The sequence below is a fragment of the Zunongwangia profunda SM-A87 genome (assembly GCF_000023465.1).
Taxonomy (GTDB): Bacteria; Bacteroidota; Bacteroidia; order Flavobacteriales; family Flavobacteriaceae; genus Zunongwangia; species Zunongwangia profunda.
The window spans coordinates 1,431,043-1,451,125 of sequence record NC_014041.1; the positions used below are offsets into that span (position 1 = coordinate 1,431,043).

Here is a 20,083-nt window from a genome sequence, read left to right on the forward strand (position 1 = left end):
AGATAAATAATTTCTTTATTGAATTAGGCTACCATTTTCAACTTTTTTATCTGGCTTTAATAAGGTAACGGTATCGTTTTCTCCTAAAATACCTAGAACAAGGCACTGGCTCATTATATTGGCAATCTGTTTTGGTGGAAAATTAATAACGGTAATTACCTGCATCCCTAAGATTTCATTGGAGTCATATAATTTAGTGATTTGAGCTGAAGTTTATCTTGTTCCAAAAGCTCCAAAATCAATTATCATTTGATATGCAGGCTTTTTTACTTTTTTAAAGTCTTCAGCTGATATGATGGTACCTACACGCATCTCGACCTTTGTAAAATCATTCCAAGTCAAATTTTGATTTTCCATATTTTTTTAAATTATAAATGATTTATTTTTGAACACCCTCTATAGTTTTCATAAGATAATAAGAAAGAATATCTGGCTTTTCTTCCGGGATATAGTGCCCGCAAGAATCAATAGAAATGTTTGTTAGGTTATTGGTTATTTTTTTTATTGAATTTCCTAAGCTCATACCAACTGCCTGTTTACCACCTATTGCTAAGACTGGAATACTTAGCTTCCTTAGAAGTTTTTTATTTTGAGTACTACTTTCAAAAAATGCCCTGTAATAATTAAATCCAATTTTTAGCTTTTCTTTTCCCTTGTACGCATCAGTATAAATTTTAAGATCATTTGAATTAATAGCTGATTTTACAAAAGATTTATTTTCAAAAAACCATTTCAGGTATGCTTTTTCTTTTCCATGGATTAAAAATTCTGGAAGATCTTCAATTTGATTAAAGTAGAATTGCCAAATTTTATCAGCATTCTCAGGGCTAAATAAATCTGAACCAATGAAGCCAGGAATTCCCGCATCAACTAAGCAAAGAGTTTTCAAATTTTTCTCATATAATAAACTATAGGTAGTGGCTATCCACGCTCCAATATCATGCCCAACCAAGTGAAAGGAATTAATCTCCATCTTAGTTAGAAAGTGGTGAATCTTATTGGCTATAAATTTACTATCATAATTTGTTGTAGGATCACTATAACCAAGACCAGGTAAGTCCAAAGCGATTACTCTATATTTTTTGGAAAGTATTGGAATGACTTTTCTCCAAGTATACGATGTCTGTGGCCATCCATGTAATAATAATATAATTTCCCCTTCTCCTTGTTCTATATACGCTATCTTTTCATTGTCTACATTCAAATATTGAGTAGATGGTAGCGATTGAGCGCTCCCAATAACAGTAACTAACCATATAAAAGGAATTGATATTTTTTTTCGAACCATAATTTAAATTTTTAACGGTTCAAAAATCCAACATCATTAGAATTTTTTCATTGACCTATGTTAAGGATTTGATCCTACTTAACGATTCCGGTTTGATTCCCAAATAAGAAGCTATTTGATATTGGGGTACCTTTTGTTCTATACCAGGATAAGTTTCAAGTAAAAGCGAATACCTGTCCTTTGCAGAATCCATTAAAAGAGAGGTTTGACGTTTACATTTTCTAAGGAAGTAATCATCACTAATAAATTTAGCAAATTTATAAGCTTCAATATTTTCAGCAAGAAGTTCATTATAACTTTCTTTACCTAAAATCAGTAATTGGCTATCTTCAAGCGCCTGTAAAAAGCCTATAGCTGGCTTTCCTGTTAAAAAACTAGAATAAGCACTAGCGAAAGTGAATTTTAAATGAAAGTCTATATTGTATTCAGATCCATCTTTTCCGATAAAGTACCTAAGGACTCCGCTATTTACAAAAGCGATGAAGTTTCCTACTTTACCAGGTCTGATTAAAAATTCCTTTTTTTTAATTTCCTTACAAACTACAAAGCTTAATATTCGGCGTACAGAACTATCTGAGAGTTTTACAATATCATAAAGGTATTTTTCAAAATCTTCCATAACAGATATTAAAGCGTTAAAACGAATATGACAAAATTATCAAATCTAAACTTTAAACAGCCTTAGAATAAATATTTGTTGTAAAGATATTGCATGCACAATCTAGGTAAAGCGAACGTAAGTCAAAAGCAAATTTTCCGCTTCAATCTATTACTATTTTTGTTTGCTTTTGGCTTATGTTCAAGACCATTTCGACGAACCGTTTTGACTGTAGCGTAGTGAAAGGAAATATGGTGAGGATTGTTCAATAGATACCTACAATTTCATTTTTTACTAATTTTTGCTGTAAATAATTGCCTGTTTATAGGGCTTCCCAGAGGGTTTGCAGCAAAAATCCATGAAAACATTTTGAGTTGAACGTATAAAAAAAATGATAATCAATAAAATAAAAAATAACAACATCGCTGTGCGTGTTGTCCTCTTGCTGTGCCTTTTTTTGATTATATCTCTCAAATGAATACAGAGGTTAGACAAGAATTTACTAAATTCAGACCGTAAATTACTTTACTCATCAAATATCTCAAATGACTATCGAAAATCTTTTATTCATTTATGATTCTGATTTAAAGAAAAGAAATTGGTCGGATTGGGTAATTTCACATATTATGTTTTCTCCTCCTGTGCATCGATATTCCGGAAGGGCAAAAATTCTTTCTGATCAATTCATCTTTAAAGGCTACGATAAGCAGAAAAATAAAAATGTTGAAATAATATTATATAGACATCTAATTACACAACTCTATTTAGGTTATGATAAAACCTATTCTCATTTTCAAGTACTTTTTAATTCCGGACTTTAATAAAGACACATGAAAAGATGCATATTTTTAATAGTAATAGCTCTATTCAGTATTCATGTAATAGCTCAAGAGAAATTTATTATTGAAGGTAGGATCATTGATAAAGAAACCAAAACACCTTTAGTCTATGCTTCAATTATTTTTTCAGATAAATCTCTAGGGACTACCACTGATGAAAACGGAAATTTTACCTTTCCTCTCTTTGATACAAAACTTTCTGATAGTATCTCCATTACTTATATGGGCTATAAGCCTATAAAATTAACTGTGGCAGAAAGTATGAAATTAAAGGAATTTGAGCTCATTCAAGATGCCTTTGAGCTTAATGAAGTTGTTATAAACACCGAAAATATCAACTTAAAACAATTAATTAAAGAAACCGTTAAGAGTTATAATAAAAATCGAAGAGAGCAACCTCATATTGCCATTGCACATTACCGGGAAAAAGCTAAAAAGGATCATGAATATATTATGTACATGGAGAGCATTGGTTATTCCATCTATGCAGGAACGATGAAGGATGCTACATTACTGTCAAATTACAAGTTCTTCTGTGAAAATACCAAAGCTTACGTTTCTAATTCCGAATGGAAACAATATAAAAGCCTTCCTTATGAATTGCCTGCCCCATCAGGAGGAGCGAATTTAAATATTTTTCGATATATTGAATTATACGGGTTACTTTCAGAAAAACATTATAGAGGTTACAGTTACAAAATTGATTCAACTTATCTTTTCAATAATAATATAGTATACAGTATTCGCTTTAAAGGGGATATAGCAGAAGGTACCATACATATTTTTAAAGAGAGCAAAGAGATCTTTAAAATTGAATGTACAACAAATAAATACTGGAGCAGGGCATTCCATAAACTATTGACTGCAAAAGTGAGGATTGCGTTTAATTATTTTGAAAATACTCCTTTTGTTTCTTCAATCAATGCTCATTATGAGAATCAAAATCTGTTGTACCAAAACGACCTGGAGATATTGGTTCAGAAATTTCAAAAATTTTCATTAAATGAAAATGAATACTGGAGCTTAAATAATTACGATGGAAATCCTTATATCCAGTATGATCCTCAGGAATGGCGGGACTTGGGTATTACTAAGGATAAAGATCATGAAAAAATTGAAAGTGATATACCTTCATTAGAAAAAGAATTTCAGGATTATTCGGGCCGATGGTTCTTTGTGAATGCCCAAAGAGAGGAAATAGCCAGGACAGTCATTCGGCGCCTAAAGGAAAATTTTTAAGAAATATATTATACCAGTGAATTTTAGACGATTATTACCCGGGAATAAAATTATATATAATGTTTAACCTGCTTGGGGAACTTTAAAAATTCCTAGTATTGCTCTATAAACGACTAAAGCCAACTGGTGAAAGTTTATGATATGAAACATCAAATTAAAGTAAATAAAATATGGTTCTTTTTGTCTTTTGTGATTTTACTTACCAGTGCTTATTGTCAGACTAGCAATTCTATTCCCAAAATATTAGCAGAAAAATTAAATGAGGGTCACCTTTATATTCCGGATTCGCTCTCTCCCGGACATTATTTCTTGGTAGCTCAAACCCCAAATTCCATTAACAAAGACGAAGAAGTCATCAAATCGGTAAGAAAAGTCAAAATTATTCAGAACATTTCTTCACTACAGAAGGAGATCACTACTGATCCACCGCAATTGAAACAAAAGGAATTAGATTTCAGCCTGATGCCGGAAGGAGGGCATTTAGTGTCGGGTTTGAAAAATAAGTTAGCCTTTAAGGCGGTTGATAAATATAGAAATCCCCAGGAGGTTTCCGGTACTTTATTTGAAAATAACAAAACCCTAATAGAGTTTAAAAGTTTGCATGCCGGTATGGGAAGTTTTTATTTTATTCCTGATTCCAAAAAGGAATACCATATCGAATTAGAAGGGAGTTCCAAAAAATACATATTACAGGAAATTAAATCGAAAGGACAAGTTTTACAATTGTTGTCAAACTCTTAGGACACACTTGTTTTAAAGGCCATGCAGAGTCTCTACCTGCCCCGGCAAATATATGTACTTAAGGATTCAAATTAGAGGTGTAGTGTATGCATTGGTAGCAATTAGTTTAAACCATGAAAAGCTTATCAAGATCCCTGTTAAAAATTTCCCGAGGGGCATAGCCGAAATCACCCTGTTTAATCATGAGCTAGTCCCAGTAACCGAGCGTTTGCTTTTTGTAAATCATGACCAGAAATTATATATCAAAGCAATTGCGGATAAAGAAATATACTTTACAAAGGAAAAGGTGAAAATTAAAATTAAAGTTACGGATGACGAAGGAAATCCAGTTTTAGCACACTTGGGAGCAAGCGTTTACGATAAAATATATGATGACCCTGAAGATTCAAAGACCATAGAAGGTCATTTCTTTTTGTCCACAGTCTTAAGGGGAATAATCTATGATCCTGAATATTCTTTCAATCCAGAACAGCCTGGTCGTAAGGAGTCATTAGACCTGCTGATGCTTACACAGGGATGGCGGAAATATGAATGGCAGGAAAACAATCTTAAAGAAGAAACTGTAGAAAAACAACCTTATATCACTGATACGCTCATTGGTAGGATATACCTCAAGAAGCGAAAAACACAGGTAAATTTAGGAGAGCAGTACGTAATGTCTTTTGCTGGCAATTCAGAATCAGGCAAAACTCTCCTTGAAGTAGATAGCCTTGGACAATTCGTAATATTACCCCAGTATCTACAGCAGGAGAAAAGAGGCTATATGTATTTAAAATTGCTAACCAATATCAAGGAGCTTGGCATTGGCATTGTTGATCCTTCTTTTGAACCTCTTAATAAACTTATAACCGATCAAAATATTAGCTACCTTTGTCGGAGCCCAAAGAAAAAACAGCTATTAGTCCAGAACGATTATATGTAGCGTCCGATAATGTAAACTTATTGGAAGAAGTGGTGTTAACCGGTAAAAAAACAGATTTTTAGAGATAAATATATGGGTTCGTTGGACAGTCTGGCAAAATTGAATATCAATAATGATTATGAGTGTGAAAGTGGTTTTTTAAATTGTGAAGTTCATGAGTTTTCTGATAAAAATACCAAACCTGTCGAGGTAGAAGCTTACGGACAATACATAGGTTTCCAATGGAATAGTGAAAGAACAGCCTATACAATAAAAGGACGTCAATATATAACATATCATTATCTTGAATTTACTGAGGAAGAATTATTAAAAAAATACAATTTAGCTCGGACCAAAAGCTATTATCCTAAAAAGGAATTTTACAGTCCTGTTTATGATAAAAAAGAATTGCATGATGATTTTCCAGATTATCGCAATACCCTTTATTGGAAACCTGATGTTGTAACGGATAAAAATGGTAAGGCAGAAATAGAGTTCTATTGTTCCAGCATAAGTAGTCATTATTGGGGAATAATCGAAGGAATTGACGGAAACGGACTATTAGGTAGAGATGAATTTAAATTTTATGTAAGAAAGTAAGTGCTACCCTAATGCCAGACTTTTATACAAACTTTCTAAACCAATAAATGCAATTAAAGAAAATAGACATCATCTGAATGAAAGTTATATCCTTAATCACTAAATATCAGGGCATTCATATATTAATTATGAATCTGCTTTTTACAATATGTTGCCTAACAAATGTTAGCGGGCAAGAAATGGAAATTAAGCCTAAAGACCAGTCCGGTTGTATCCCTTACCATGAGAAATCTGGCAGACTGCTTTTAGAAGCCTCTTACAACAACGAAAGTTTTCTTATGATCATTGATACGTATTGTCATTTTTCTCAATTACCAAGCGACTGGGTCGTAAAGAAATGGAAATTAAAAAAAACTCCATATAGACATTCCACAATAGATGTGAATAATAAGCGCAGTAAAGTTCGATTGAGGCTGATGGATACTATATCTATTTCGAATACTTTTTCTGCATCTAATTTTTACATACGCCCCAATAAGGCTTTTAATAGTTTTGAAGTTGGCATACTTGGCCTTGATTTTTTCAATGACTTGAACTGGAAATTTGACTTTAGAAATAATGAAATATGCTACAATACACAACCTTATCAATTATTAAACACTTTAATAAGTAACCAATTCGACAGGAATACAGAATTCCCATGGTTAACTATAAGTATTGATCAGAACGAACAAAAAGTAATTGTAGACCTCGGTGCTGGAAATGATATGATGATACCTGCTGGTAGCAAATTGGGCGCCTATTTAATTGAAAAATATAAACTTATCCCTAGATCTGTAGATAGTGGCGGAGCGAATAAACTTGGGGGGAGTGACATTCAATATAAAATAAAATTAGATTCAATTAATATTCAAGGAACACCTGTAAAGGATGTAGAGATTATAATAAGTGAGAATACGAAAAGTTCATATATCGGCTGCGGAATTTTAAAAAGAGGTAGACTCTATCTAAATTTTAAGGGGGATAGTTCTTCGCGCGGAGAAATAGGTCTAGAGTTATATAAGCATTAAATGACGCGATTAAGAGATAGAATTTTTATAAATTGCTGTATATTCCTTTAAGGGGTTTAAGGCCCTGAACTCCTGAAATGAAAGGGTGAAAACTTTGTTTTATATAGCACACCCAAGACAAACTTTGTAATCATTAATGCCGTAGTAATGTTAGAGAATGTCAAGTAAATGTCGCTGGATAACGCATTGATTCTTCATATTTTTACATTGGATTTATTAAAAATTATGAAATCGACTGGAAAGATCATTTATGAGGTTCGAAAGCAAAAAGGTATTTCCCAAGAAGAATTGGCGATCATGGCCAAGGTCAATTTAAGAACCATACAAAGACTGGAAAATGACATAAATGAGCCAAGGAACGCTACTATAAATTTGATTTGTGAAGCTTTGGAAATAGATCAAAATGACTTACAGTCCCAAGTAGAGAAAGAAAATTCAGGTAGTTTAATTCAAAAATTGATAAATTCTATATTTCTACTTTTTTTTAATGTATCAATAGCATCTTTTATCATATACTTGACGGTCTATAACAGTGCAAATATTTATAGTAGAATAAGTGCATTCTTTCTTTGCATTTTACTCCCATATTTTATTGTTTCAATAACACGCAATTCTAAAAGCCATTTGAGGCTTATAAAATTTGGAACAGGTTTTATTCTTCTAATTGTTTTTTCTGCTTTTCCAAGTAAAGTTGTCCACAACAATATTTAGTGGAGCTATTCCATTTTCAATAATAGGTCTTGGCGTAATTTTCTATGGCAACTATATACCTATCAAAAAATAAAGATTCACGATCTTTTAATCTAAATATATCAATTATTTCCGCTTAAATATTCTTGTATTATAACAATATTGATCCTGTCAACCTTCCTTCAATTAAAAAAAGCTCTTTATTGAGCATTTCAATATTGATGTTATTTGTGCTTGGATGTGATCATCAAAATACAAAAACACCGTTTAAGAAAGCATTGAGATCAACTAACACTTCCATTAAAGGTAGTGTTTATAACTGGCCTACCGATACCGTTTACTTTGCTACTTTTACATTCCATTCTACATATTCTACCGTAGAAGGTTATCAAATACTATCACCAGATAAAACCTTTGAGCTCAATAAAAATAATGTTGATAAACCTTTTGTCCTTTTTCTAACACCAGATGATGGGATACTATCACGTACAATACTGGGAGAGGCTCGGAGAGAAACTCTCCTTGTCTACTAAACTACAAACCGTTGGGCAAAATCCTTGGTTTAAGACCTGTTGAAAAGCAAGTTAGATAACGAAAAAGCATAGGCTTTTAACGCTCATATTTTAAATTGGCGTACAGGTTAAAAAAACAACTCGATCAGAATCCTGGAGCTGGGAAAATATTGGAAGACAGAATGTTGCAGCTAGGCTACCCCGAATATAATATTTTCTAAAAGCTATGTGAATGTCCCTGATTTGACTTTTTTTATTAAATTGCGAAGAAACAACTTCGGATATCGTATACATTAAAAAACAAAATGAAACATATTTTACTTATAATATACTTTGTTATTCCTGCTTTAACCTTTGGACAAAATAAATCTGAACCTGCCTGGTATCAAATGGATAGAGACGGAGAGTATTTAGAAGTGGCTAGTTATCTATTATATCAAGTGCAATCAGACTCGACAAGAAATAAGCACTTAGATTATCTACATATTGCTCGGAGTTACGGATATTTAAATGATTATGAAAAAGCAATTTTTTATCTAAATCGATCAATGGATGGTCTATCCGAAAAAGATGATGAACTATTTTGGTGGTATTATAAAGGAACTTTAGCATTTTTTGAGAGAGATAAAGCGAGCCTGAAAGAATATTTAGAAAAACTTGAAGCTAATTACACTCCATATTACGAGAATAATTTTAGGACATTAAAATCTTTATATGAGAATTTCGAAAAAGGATATAGAGAGGCTTCTTCCTGGAAGGGTTGAAAACTTAGCTAAAGGTTTTCCTGTTTTGAAGGCTTCATTTCTAAAAAAAATATTCTCGTTTCTAAAGATTTCGGTCATAAATAACTAAAATATCATTTAAGCTATAATAGCTCGGAAGCTTATAATTATCTTTATAGATTGCAGGAGTTCCAATGATATTTAAAGATTTAATAAAACTTTGGGAAGATTCTATCTCACTAGTTGGAATTTCTTTATTTTTAACTGGCACTTTTAAGGATGAGCTTTTATATAATTGTTTAAATTCTTCATTTATTTTATGATCTACTTCAGAAAAAGCAGTTAAAATCTATTTTTGCAGGTACTATATCTAAGGGTGATTGCGATGATGAATGTAAATCAGATGCTGATTGTACTGGCGAAGCTGATAAATGCAAGCCTCAAGATGCAAGTAAGACATGTTCTGGTAAAGGTACAATTAACATGTGTGTATGGGTATAATTTTTAATTAGAATTGAGAATCAAGTTATCAATACTTGGTAAATTGATTTTTTTTTATTTTAATAATCAATTATGCAAAAATTAATTCTTTTCATTTCAATATTACTATTAATTATAAATGTTGGCTGTAATACTCCAAAGCATAATCCCATGGATCACCCAGTCGTAGAACTATCATTGGTCTCCCAAACGCCTCAAAACAAATTTTCTTTCCCAAAATTATATTCTACATATCCAGTTTTTTCAACTGCTGAAATTTCAAAAAAGTATTATTTAGAAAAGCTTGAAAACTTTAAAGGAATTCCAAAATTAGATACATTTTTAATACAAACAGAGAGTTTTAAATCTGGGAACTTTTTTGGAAAGATTGCATTATATAGTGATGATAATAAAGATCTAAGCTTTTATAGAGACTCTCTAAAAATGTTTTATGATAAAAACTCCCATAACTTAAATATTATATCAGGTTTTAGGGGAAACAAACAAATAATAATAGCAGATTTAAATAACAATAAAGATTTTAGTGATGATTCTATCCTTTCGTTTCCTAAAAATAAGGATGAATCTATAAAAAATATAGATTCAGTTGTCGAATTTAAATACAATCTAAATGATTCAGTATCTACAAATTTCTCTAAAAGACATATTAGAATATTCCCAGATTCAAATAGTATTTATGCTAAATTTCTGAAAGATTCTTTAAACAAGTCTTTAGCTACTTCTTTTGAACTTATGGATTTTATGAAAGGTCAACTAAGAATCGATACCTTAGATTATGATATAGCTATTCAAGGATTTGTGAAGAATAGAACGTTAATTTTAGTCAAACCAATAAATATATCATTATCCGATCAAGACAAAGTATTTAATGAAAATTTTTATTTTTCAGTAGGAGATACATTAATATTAGAGGACAATTTCTACAAAATTGATTCTCTTAGCGATAATTTTCGAAAATTATATTTTAGTTTGATTAAAAATATTGATGTGTATCGCGGTAGAAGACTAGGTGTTAAGATTAAGAATTATAACCTTACATCTTTGACTAAAGATACGACAACAATCAAAGAGTTTTCAAAAGGGAAAAAGTTTATTCTATTAGATTTCTGGGGCACATGGTGTGTACCATGTCTAGAATTATTACCAAATCTTAAAAAATTCCATCAGGAAAATGACAACGTTTCAATTATCAGTATTGCATTAGATGAATCTATAGATGTTGTTAAGGATTATTCTGAGAAAGAGGCTATGTATTGGAATCATGCATACGTGGACAGAAACAATAGGAAAGGTATAATAACTGATTTGAGAGTAGAAAGTTATCTTACATTTATTTTACTTAATGACAAACTGAAAATTCTATATAAGGGAGCGGGTGAAACAGCCTTAGAAAATATCGAAAAAATATTGAGAAGTAAAAAATAACTGATGTTTCTGAATTATTTAACCAATATTCCTTAGCTAAAAAAAATCATATTGAAGAAAAAATTTCCTTTTTACAAACAACCAGATAATAAAGATTGTGGCCCTACCTGCTTGCGTATTGTAGCCAAGCCTATTGTTTAAAGGATGGAATATTTTCATTGGTGAAAGCAATTGAAAAAATGAATGAACCCCGTATACGAGCCCCGCTTGGTTTATCCTGGGCGAAGTCGAAGGCTACGGTGGCATGAGAGGTGCACTCCGTCATTTGTTGGCGGAGCCGTCCACTCGACTATATTTAGGTGCGGATAGATAAAAATTCCATTTATAAATCAAGATTTTTCGGCAAGCAACTCTTTTAATCTATTCTTTAGTTGGATTGGTTCTAAGTTTACACCTAAAATCTGATTATTCTTATCTACTAAAAAACTAGATGGATAAAATTGAATTTGCAAAGATTGAATAGTCTTGTTACTAGTTTTATCCACACAAATTAGATTTTGCCAGGGCATATCGAATTTCTCTAGAGCATTTTTCCAGCTTTCTTTATTTTCTTGTATAGCAATAAATATAATTTCTACATTTTCAGTATTAAATTTTTTGTATACTTCTTTTAGCTTTGGTATTGCTTCCATGCATGGTGTGCATCCAACAAACCAAAATTCAATAAATGTTAGTTCAGCATTGCTCTTAGAAATGTCTACCATTTTATTATTCTCATTAGGTAAAATAATTGTAGGTAGTTTCGAGCCTATTTCAAATTTTTCATATTTTTTGATATTTACTTTAATATCATTTATAGAAGATTTATTCTGGAATTTTAAGTCTAGCTTGTCTAATAAGTTGCTAGCCTCAAAAGATGATATAATTCCTCCTTGCTCAACAATAGCCGCTAGCATTTCTCCTATCAATGGATTTTTAGGGTATGTCGAAATTAAGGTATCTAATTTATTGTACACTTTACGTCCAAAATCCTTTTGATCATAATTTGATTCATAAAAAGATACAAACTCATTTTTAAGGTTTTGAGTTTTACTTTTTCCAGTAAGATGAATAATTGACATAGATTTATCACCGGGACTTACTTCCAAATCAATTTCATAATCAGAGTTTTCCAAGTATATTCCATCGCTACGCCTTGTATTCTTTGTGGATAAACTAATCTTTTTAGGATGATCAAATTGACCTTTAAACTCAAATTTTTCATCTTTAATCTTCGTACTATCAATGAAATCCTCCCCTATTATATAAAGATAATCGGATGCGGCGTTTTTGATTGTTCCTTTAATACTATAGCTTTTATTTTGGGCAAAGCATATTACGGAAAATAATAATATTAAACTTGTGAATTGTTTCATGATGTTTAAAAGATGATTTTGATTGAATTTTTTTAGCAATTAAATACAACTCATTTTATAAATAAAAAAGTGCCGATTTACCGGAATATTAATCCGGTTATCGACACTTTTTTCAAATCTTAAATATTTTCTTTTTCACTATTTCTTATCCAGTAATTTCTCTAAATAAGCCACTTTCTCTTTTTCAGCTTTCAACAATCTTTCGTAAAGTTTTTCTTTTTCTTCATAAGCCTGAACTAACCTATCCAAAGGATTAAACGTACAATTCAAATTAGAAACACTTACAGACGAAGCTCCTTTATTAGAGCCTTCATAATTATTTTGAATATTATATATCAAATTTTCTTCACTAAAATTCTCAATAGCCTCTTTACTCACCCCTAACACTTTCGCCACTCTTTCAAGCTTTTCATCTTCAATATGCTCGCTTTGTTCTAAACTGGATACACTTTGTTGGCTGATCCCTAATTCTGCGGCAAGGGCTTCCTGTTTCATTCCTCGAAGTTCTCTGATTCGGCTGATCTTTCTACCGATATGACTGGTTTTTGTTGCTGTGCTCATAATCTCAAAGATAAACATTCTTTTTAAAAGTTGCACTCATCACTCTTTGCAGTAAAAAACAAGTTTTGAATTGTTTTTTACTCGAGGTTTCGAATAATTATTCCTGAATCTTTTCTAAGATGATTTTGCGTGTAACTTTCTTTCTTTGAAGATTTGATTACTTAATCCAGCTACAACAATAATACTAACAATCATAATTGTGATAAAAGCATTATTTTCTTCTTTTAACAGGAAGCCTCCGATTGCAAGGAATATTAAGGAAATTAGTGCTGTTGCTTTTGTTTTAATAGATAATTTATGCATTTAAGAAATTTAAAAAATGAGTGAATATCAGATACCTCAAACTTAATTGCAACAATTAACAAATTTATGTTGTTAAAAGCAAATAATGCACGTCCAGATATTTCTCTGAACACCATCCTGATTGCCTGCCCCGGTTGTAATTAAAAAAAAGAAAGATGTTTAATGAGAGTCTTTTAAAGTTTAGCTATAGGAATGAAATCAACTTGCTTTTCACCTATAAAAAAAGAAAATGAGGAAGTATACCTTCCTCGTTTGCTAAATATGATTCTGGATCTTTTAAAATTTATATCCTAGTCCTATACTAAATGCATTAAATTCAGAATCAACATCGATCCCCTCAGAATCAGCCGCATCTTTTACCTCTTTTGAAAACCTGTTCGTTAGTTCAAAACTGTATTTTGCTTCTACGAAAAAATTAGAATTAATTTTATAACCCGCACCAAAAGCTAAATCCAGCCCAAAAGTATTTAAAAGATCGATTCCTCCTATTGAAACGTTGTCTAGCAAAAAAGTACCTTGCGGTCCTGCCTGAAGATAAAAGCCAGAATCTTGTATGTAATACTGCGCAAGAACCGGAACGATTATAAAATTAACATCATCGGCATTGGCATAATTAACAGAAGGTTGTAAATGAAAATGATCTGATAAGGTAAAGTCAACCAATGCACCCAGATAAAATCCAGAGGAATTTCCTGAAGTAGAAATATCCTCTAAAGAGTTAGAAGATTTTCCCTCGATATTGATGTAGCCTCCCTGTACACCAAAATTAATTTCCTGGCTAAAAGAAATCATAGTAGTCAATATTGCGACTACAGTTAGTAATTTTTTAAACATATAAAATTTATTAAAAGATTGTTTATCAAATTTAAATTAAAAAACAATTTGAAAGATACATTCACAAAATAAAAGCTTGAAAAATTAAATTTTTTTGACTGCCACCTACTGAAATGAAATATGGCTAGGAAAGCTTTATTTTATGTAAGAGGACATATTTTAACATTACACATAATTCATAATATTTTCATAAATTTTAATATATAAATGATTATTTCAATTAATTATTTAATTATATTTAAAATGCTAACCAATTCTATATGAGTCATGAAACTACTTAATTCAACTTTAATTTTTCTTTTATTTATTTTAAGTTTTGTAACACCATCACTTTTCGCTCAGGAGAAAAATGATGTCATTTTTATGCTTACCGGAGAAACCAAAGAAGGTAAGGTAACGGGGATACATGAAAGCACTATTGACTTCGTGTATAGCGGGGAGGATCTTAAGTATGAACTTAAAAAGTCGGATGTTCTAAAGATTATTTTTGCCAGTGGCAGAACTCAAATTATTTCACAGGCAACAACTCCAACTACAAATGCTTCTACCACAACCGCTGCTGAGCGTAAAAATAAATTGGCAGTTCTTCCATTCACAATGGTTTCCAATGATCAGGGTTTAATGAGTGAGGCTATGTCTGGACAAATCCAACATGCTGCGATTAATTCCTTTAAAAAGAACACCAGACAAATTATGGTACAGGACCCTATGACTACTAACGCTATTCTCTTAAAAAATAATTTAGATCTGAATAGTATTAAAACGATGATGCCTCAAAGGGTAGCGGAAATATTAGGAGTAGAATTTGTAGTCTATGGAACTGCTAATATTAGTTTTGAAGGCACACGCTCCTATGGTACTTCCAGCACAACTTATCAGGACAAAAATAAAAAGGATAAGGATAAAAAGGAGGAGAAAAGTTCTGGAAAAGAGTTTACTTCTAATAGTTCTTCAACCACATCAAATTACGATACGTCTATAGAGCTAAATATTTTTTCTGATTCTGGAAGTAATCTATATTCAGTAAACCGTAATGCTTTTGGAAGTTCATTAGATACCTATGATGGAACTTTAAATTATTTAATTAAACGAAGTCCCTGGGGTAGTAAAAACAAGTAATGTAAGCTATTAATTTCTGGGCTTTAAATTCATGATAATTTGTAAAAATTGCCATCAGCGTTTTCAGGGGAACTATTGTAATAGATGTGGGCAAAAAGCTACTGTAAAAAGAATTCATCGAGGATTTATTTTTAATGATTTACAGTTAGGCCTTTTCAATATCGACTCAGGTTTTTTCTATACCGCTAAGGAACTTTTCACACGACCGGGTTATGCTATTAAAGATTATATTGTAGGTAAGAGAGTTAGGTATTTTATGCCTGTCTCTATGTTACTTGTATTATCTACAGTATATAGTTTCTTATATCATTATTTAGATGTTGATATTTTTTACCAGGGCACTAGCGTGTATAGCGAGAATGAAAAATATATGAGTCTTGTTAAAGCCTTAGACGGAAACTATGCCTATTATACGCTGGTTTCCCTACATATTTTTTCATTTAGTTCATGGTTATTATTTAAAAGATTTGGATATAACTTTTCAGAGCATTTTGTGTTAAATACCTATGCTGCCTGTCAACGACTTTTTTTTCATACTATTTTTCTAAGCATTCTTTATATAGCTCCAGAAGAACAGAATAAATACATTTTTATTTTTCGCATACAACTAATTGTCGATTTTTTACTTTTTCTATGGTGTTTTATTCAATTTTTCAAAATGAGAACAATTACGATAATCATTAAAACTTGCTTAAGTTTAATTTTATCCTATTTCATCCTACTCATCATAATCTCTTTTATTTATTATGTCCTATAATTCAATTTATTTTTCCGGTTTATTTATTGTTTTGTTTTCCCACCAAATAATATTGGCACAAAACAAGGATTCTGCAGCCATAATATCCTATGCTGATAAAATGCAGATTAAGCTTAATGTAGATTCACATTTAGAGAATTACTATGTTTCAAACAATGAATCCGAAACAGATTTAAATCTTGCCTTAAATAATGATTTAAGACTTACGCTTCTTTTAGACTATAAAATCTTTAGTCTTTCTTATTCTTTTACGCCAGATTTTTTACCTGGAAATCATGGAGATGAGAATAAAGGAGAGAGTAGTTATTCTGATTTTAGTGTTTCATTATACCCCGGTCAATTTGTACAGGAATTAACCTATCAGCGAATGAAAGGGTTTTATGTAGTAAATACGGCTGATTTTGTTGCCAATCTGCCAGAAGATAGTGCCTATTTGCTTTTTCCAGATCTAAAAAGAACCTTCTATGGAGGTTCTACCGCTTATATTCTAAATTCTGATTTCTCTATAGAAAATTTAGTGTACCAGAGAGAGTGGCAGCGCTATAGTACTGGAAGTTTTGTACCTAGATTCAACTATAGTTATGCTGAATTTTCTAATGATTTTGAGGACTTTAAAGGAAAAGAGAAAGATTTTGATTTCAGTTTAGATCTGAATTATTACTACAACTGGGTTCTTGCGGAAAGGTTTAACCTCTCGCCATATGCTTATGGGGGCTTAGGAACCCGTATCCAAAATTATAGGCAAAGCGGCGATAAATTGAATGAAAAAGAATCAAATACATATTTTACCCAGGAATATGGTGGCGGGTTACAGCTTGGCTATAATACAGACAAATTTCTTATGGGAGCAAGAGTTTCTTATAAATCCTTAAATTATAAGAATGCTAGTGATTTACGTATACAAAATGATTCATGGTACGGATTATTTTTTATAGGATACCGTCTGGATCCACCTGAAAATTTAAAAAGAATTGGAGATCAATTTTAATTGTAGTCGATGAGATTTAAATTAATACTATTATGTGTTTTAAGCGGTCTTCTAGGTTGTAAACACAGTAAAGAAAAGCAAATTATAACTCCAAAAATGGTATCTATAAATCCTGAAGGTACTTATACGAGTGATCAATATGAAAATAGGGATAAAGGATTTGACTGGGTTGGAATTGAGGTTTTTTCTATAGATGATACTTTAATAAAAGTTTCTTTACGGTCTAGAGCAGACCTTAAACGTCCTACTTGTACATTGCACTGCATTGCTAGAAAATTGAATGATTCCGTCTATGAATCTGTTGAAACGACGATTCCAGTACGTTTTAATTTTTCGAAACAAGAGGTATCCATCTATTCTTCATCACGACAGGAGTTAGCTTATTTTTGCTCTGGTGGAGCTAGTATCCAGGGTGATTATCGCAAGATCTACGAGCCTATAGACACTTCTCAGGTGGATCCTAGGTTATATTCAAAATACATACATAGCGATGGGATTAGCTTTGAAATTACACTGCAACTTCTTGATAGTCTGAAAATTTTAACGGTTATACCTGCAGGCTTATCTAAAGATAATTCTACATATACCCAGCAAATCGATAAAGACATTGTCTCTGCTAAAGCTTTAGATCTGAATAATGATGATGCGCCTGAGCTGTTGATTGTATTGAAAGATTTTAAAACTCAGGAATCAACAATCCTGGCATTTACAACAAATCAGAAAAATTCAATGAGTACGATTAACTTTCCGGCGAACGAGTTTCATCTAAAAAAAGGATACTATAGTGGATACGATACTTATGAAATAGAAAGTGGCAAACTAGTCAGAAAATTTCCTGTGTTTGAAAATGGAGAAGCGAGTGACTATCAACAAATCATAACCTATACACTTAAGCCGGGAGAAGCTATGCCCCAATTCAAAATTGATTCTGAACGATTCGTCAAAATAAATCAAAAGTAAAATTTCTAAGTATTAATAATTTAGTGATGCGTGAATTGACTACATGAAATGAATTAATACTCAATTAAATGATTGTCTAAATTTAAGAGGAGATTCATTCGTTTTATTTTTGAAAAATTTGCTAAAAGATTGTGGATGCTCAAATCCTAATTGATAAGCTATTTCACTTACCGATAAATTAGTTGTTGATAGTTCTTCTTTTGCCTTTTCTATTAGTTTATTGTGAATGAATTGTTGAGTGCTTTGCCCGGTAAATGAGCGCAGCATATCACTCAAGTAACGTGCCGAAACATTTAATTGCTCTGCTAAATAAGTAACAGTTGGAAGTCCGGAATTTAATGCCTGCTCCTGTTCAAAATACGTTTTTAATAAGTAGTCTATTTTAGAAAGCAAATCGTTGTTAACAGCTTTTCGGGTAATGAATTGCCGTTCATAAAAACGATTACTAAGATTAAGTAACACATCAATTAAAGAAAGAATTACATCTTGTGTGTGCCTATCGATGTGTTGATATTCGATTTGAATCTTTTGAAATATTTCTACGATATTATTTTCTTCCTTTTCCGAAAGGTGTAAGGATTCATTTAATGAATATGAGAAAAAACCATAATTTGTAATAGTTGTTGCCAGTGGGTGCTTTCCTAAAAAATCCGGATGAAACATTAGTACATATCCAGTTCCAGCATTGTCATTATAGTTAATGGCATTATCAATTTCAACAGATTGCACTTGTTTTGGTGCAGTAAATGTCATGGTACCGGTATCGAAGTCGTAATACTGTTGACCATATTTTACTTTGGATCGAATATTATTTTTTAAGGAGATTGTGTAAAAATTGGTAGAAAACTGTTTCCAAACTTCAGTATTTTTAATATGTAATTCAGAAACAAGTACGACGCTTACCAAAGGATGTAAAGGCTTTGGTAAGTGTAGTAGCATGTGAAAATCAGAAAGAGAATTTATTTGTTTCATATTACAATTTAGTTAAAATCCTAAAAATTGTTTTCTTATCATTTTTCTAAACCCCTCACTTCCTATGTCTTTTCGCGTATTCATCATTTTGTTGGCATCTCCTCCGGCAACATATTTTATTTTATCTTTTCCATCTGTTGCGGCTTCGTAGACTATTTCGGCTATTTGTGTTGGGGTCCCTGCTTCCTTCATCATTGTATCAATATTACCAAACAATTTATCCTCTAATTCCTGATAAGCCTTATGTGAGCTTTTGTCCAGAGATCTGCCTGCAAAATCAGTAGCAATAGCACCTGGGGCAATTGTTTTTATTGCAATATGGTATTGGCTCAATTCAAAAGACATACTTTCTGACCATCCTTCCAACCCAAATTTTGTAGCCTGATAGAGAGAATGTAGGGGAAAAGCTAAACTACCACCGATGGATGTTGTCGTAATAAATAATCCTGCTTTCTTTTGCCTGAAATAAGGAATAAAGGCTTTTGTAACTCGAATAGCACCCAAAAGATTGGTATTTATCTGGAGTGCAATTTGCTCATCACTTACAGCCTCTAAGGCTCCCATAAGACCATAACCTGCGTTATTGAATACTACATCTATATTGTTATTTTCAATAACATTACCCACAAGAGTTTTTATCTGCTCTAAATTGGTAACATCCAATTCATGGAGAATTATATTATCCAATTTAGAAAGCTCTGTTTCGTCTTTAGGATTTCGCATTGTTGCAATGACATTCCAGCCTTTAGATTGAAATAAGATAGCAGTTTCTTTTCCTAGACCTGAAGAAGCCCCAGTAATTAAAATTGTCTTAGACATTTTTAATAGTTTTAAATTAATATACCAAAGGTCTTCAGAATTAAAATGTGATACTTAGCCAAATGGAGTTTAATTGTAGCCTAAATTACGTTGTAATCGTCTTAGTGAAAATCAAAGTTTTTGCTTTTTCAAAAGGTGTTTATTACTGCTGTTCGTGCCAATCCATTTAATCATTCTTAGTACTTTATAAACGTTAGAAAATATATTTCGTGCATTCAGGTGACATCATATTTTATATTCTTGAAAAGAACATTAAAATCGATTATCCATGAAATGGGTGAAAAGCACTAAATAAAGCCAATAGATATTAAATAGAATGATTCAGATTTGGTGGTGACCTCTTGAAAGC

24 protein-coding genes are annotated in these 20,083 nt (G+C 31.7%); 14 read left to right on the forward strand and 10 right to left on the reverse strand.

The annotated features are described in order from the left end of the window. Nucleotides 1-15: 15 nt before the first annotated feature. The 4 genes from ZPR_RS23920 to ZPR_RS06330 are packed head-to-tail and all read right to left on the reverse strand — an operon-like array spanning nucleotide 16 to nucleotide 1,907. Entirely contained in the window at nucleotides 16-201 is a 186-nt protein-coding gene (locus ZPR_RS23920; protein ID WP_316928317.1) for a hypothetical protein, read from the reverse strand. A 12-nt stretch (nucleotides 202-213) separates the two neighbouring features. Beyond that, on the reverse strand, nucleotides 214-357 hold the full coding sequence (locus tag ZPR_RS23925; protein WP_013070812.1) for a protein secretion chaperonin: 144 nt from the start codon (nucleotides 355-357) through the stop codon (nucleotides 214-216). Nucleotides 358-379: 22 nt separating this feature from the next. Next, on the reverse strand, nucleotides 380-1,288 hold the full coding sequence (locus ZPR_RS06325; RefSeq protein ID WP_148211663.1) for an alpha/beta fold hydrolase: 909 nt from the start codon (nucleotides 1,286-1,288) through the stop codon (nucleotides 380-382). 55 nt (nucleotides 1,289-1,343) lie between these two features. Then, nucleotides 1,344-1,907 (reverse strand): Crp/Fnr family transcriptional regulator, encoded by a 564-nt coding sequence (locus ZPR_RS06330; RefSeq protein WP_013070814.1) that lies wholly within the window; start codon nucleotides 1,905-1,907, stop codon nucleotides 1,344-1,346. A gap of 524 nt (nucleotides 1,908-2,431) precedes the next feature. Here ZPR_RS06330 and ZPR_RS06335 point away from each other — a divergent pair. From ZPR_RS06335 to ZPR_RS06380, 10 genes are all read left to right on the forward strand, one after another. Further along, the gene (locus ZPR_RS06335; protein ID WP_013070815.1) at nucleotides 2,432-2,707 is read left to right on the forward strand and encodes a hypothetical protein; all 276 of its coding nucleotides are present in this window, start codon (nucleotides 2,432-2,434) and stop codon (nucleotides 2,705-2,707) included. Nucleotides 2,708-2,716: 9 nt separating this feature from the next. After that, nucleotides 2,717-3,964: a carboxypeptidase-like regulatory domain-containing protein gene (locus ZPR_RS06340; RefSeq protein WP_013070816.1), complete on the forward strand. Its 1,248-nt coding sequence runs from the start codon at nucleotides 2,717-2,719 to the stop codon at nucleotides 3,962-3,964. 141 nt (nucleotides 3,965-4,105) lie between these two features. After that, nucleotides 4,106-4,705, forward strand: coding sequence for a hypothetical protein (locus tag ZPR_RS06345; protein WP_041578732.1), 600 nt, complete (start codon nucleotides 4,106-4,108; stop codon nucleotides 4,703-4,705). 52 nt (nucleotides 4,706-4,757) lie between these two features. Continuing rightward, entirely contained in the window at nucleotides 4,758-5,627 is an 870-nt protein-coding gene (locus tag ZPR_RS06350; protein ID WP_013070818.1) for a hypothetical protein, read from the forward strand. Between the two features lie 72 nt (nucleotides 5,628-5,699). Beyond that, a complete protein-coding gene (locus tag ZPR_RS06355) occupies nucleotides 5,700-6,206 on the forward strand; it encodes a hypothetical protein (RefSeq protein ID WP_013070819.1) in 507 nt (168 codons plus the stop codon). A gap of 77 nt (nucleotides 6,207-6,283) precedes the next feature. Then, entirely contained in the window at nucleotides 6,284-7,216 is a 933-nt protein-coding gene (locus ZPR_RS06360) for a hypothetical protein (RefSeq protein ID WP_013070820.1), read from the forward strand. A 225-nt stretch (nucleotides 7,217-7,441) separates the two neighbouring features. Further along, the gene (locus tag ZPR_RS22450; RefSeq protein WP_049771424.1) at nucleotides 7,442-7,927 is read left to right on the forward strand and encodes a helix-turn-helix domain-containing protein; all 486 of its coding nucleotides are present in this window, start codon (nucleotides 7,442-7,444) and stop codon (nucleotides 7,925-7,927) included. A 257-nt stretch (nucleotides 7,928-8,184) separates the two neighbouring features. Beyond that, entirely contained in the window at nucleotides 8,185-8,439 is a 255-nt protein-coding gene (locus ZPR_RS06370) for a hypothetical protein (RefSeq protein WP_148211664.1), read from the forward strand. Nucleotides 8,440-8,723: 284 nt separating this feature from the next. Continuing rightward, on the forward strand, nucleotides 8,724-9,182 hold the full coding sequence (locus ZPR_RS06375; RefSeq protein ID WP_013070822.1) for a hypothetical protein: 459 nt from the start codon (nucleotides 8,724-8,726) through the stop codon (nucleotides 9,180-9,182). A 531-nt stretch (nucleotides 9,183-9,713) separates the two neighbouring features. After that, nucleotides 9,714-11,066: a TlpA family protein disulfide reductase gene (locus tag ZPR_RS06380; protein WP_013070824.1), complete on the forward strand. Its 1,353-nt coding sequence runs from the start codon at nucleotides 9,714-9,716 to the stop codon at nucleotides 11,064-11,066. A gap of 329 nt (nucleotides 11,067-11,395) precedes the next feature. Here ZPR_RS06380 and ZPR_RS06385 read toward each other — a convergent pair whose 3' ends face one another. From ZPR_RS06385 to ZPR_RS06400, 4 genes are all read right to left on the reverse strand, one after another. Beyond that, nucleotides 11,396-12,421 carry a TlpA disulfide reductase family protein gene (locus ZPR_RS06385; protein WP_013070825.1) on the reverse strand — a complete coding sequence of 342 codons (1,026 nt, stop codon included), beginning with the start codon at nucleotides 12,419-12,421 and terminating at the stop codon, nucleotides 11,396-11,398. Between the two features lie 138 nt (nucleotides 12,422-12,559). After that, on the reverse strand, nucleotides 12,560-12,982 hold the full coding sequence (locus tag ZPR_RS06390; RefSeq protein ID WP_049771518.1) for a helix-turn-helix domain-containing protein: 423 nt from the start codon (nucleotides 12,980-12,982) through the stop codon (nucleotides 12,560-12,562). A 114-nt stretch (nucleotides 12,983-13,096) separates the two neighbouring features. Further along, a complete protein-coding gene (locus ZPR_RS06395) occupies nucleotides 13,097-13,285 on the reverse strand; it encodes a hypothetical protein (protein WP_041578736.1) in 189 nt (62 codons plus the stop codon). 276 nt (nucleotides 13,286-13,561) lie between these two features. After that, a complete protein-coding gene (locus ZPR_RS06400) occupies nucleotides 13,562-14,119 on the reverse strand; it encodes a porin family protein (RefSeq protein WP_041578737.1) in 558 nt (185 codons plus the stop codon). A 267-nt stretch (nucleotides 14,120-14,386) separates the two neighbouring features. Between ZPR_RS06400 and ZPR_RS06405 the strand changes: the two genes are divergently transcribed. From ZPR_RS06405 to ZPR_RS06420, 4 genes are read left to right on the forward strand one after another with little or no spacing between them, the layout of a single operon-like run. Next, nucleotides 14,387-15,238 carry a hypothetical protein gene (locus tag ZPR_RS06405; RefSeq protein ID WP_013070830.1) on the forward strand — a complete coding sequence of 284 codons (852 nt, stop codon included), beginning with the start codon at nucleotides 14,387-14,389 and terminating at the stop codon, nucleotides 15,236-15,238. Nucleotides 15,239-15,269: 31 nt separating this feature from the next. Continuing rightward, nucleotides 15,270-15,995, forward strand: coding sequence for a DUF3667 domain-containing protein (locus ZPR_RS24010; RefSeq protein ID WP_013070831.1), 726 nt, complete (start codon nucleotides 15,270-15,272; stop codon nucleotides 15,993-15,995). Between the two features lie 52 nt (nucleotides 15,996-16,047). Then, nucleotides 16,048-16,983 carry a DUF4421 family protein gene (locus tag ZPR_RS06415; protein WP_187288263.1) on the forward strand — a complete coding sequence of 312 codons (936 nt, stop codon included), beginning with the start codon at nucleotides 16,048-16,050 and terminating at the stop codon, nucleotides 16,981-16,983. A 9-nt stretch (nucleotides 16,984-16,992) separates the two neighbouring features. Further along, a complete protein-coding gene (locus ZPR_RS06420; protein WP_013070833.1) occupies nucleotides 16,993-17,943 on the forward strand; it encodes a hypothetical protein in 951 nt (316 codons plus the stop codon). A gap of 60 nt (nucleotides 17,944-18,003) precedes the next feature. On the opposite strand, the gene ZPR_RS06425 is transcribed toward ZPR_RS06420, so the two are convergent. Together ZPR_RS06425 and ZPR_RS06430 are read right to left on the reverse strand one after the other, a co-directional pair. Continuing rightward, a complete protein-coding gene (locus ZPR_RS06425) occupies nucleotides 18,004-18,915 on the reverse strand; it encodes a helix-turn-helix domain-containing protein (RefSeq protein ID WP_041578738.1) in 912 nt (303 codons plus the stop codon). A 12-nt stretch (nucleotides 18,916-18,927) separates the two neighbouring features. Then, the gene (locus ZPR_RS06430; protein WP_013070835.1) at nucleotides 18,928-19,734 is read right to left on the reverse strand and encodes an SDR family oxidoreductase; all 807 of its coding nucleotides are present in this window, start codon (nucleotides 19,732-19,734) and stop codon (nucleotides 18,928-18,930) included. Between the last annotated feature and the right edge of the window lie 349 nt (nucleotides 19,735-20,083).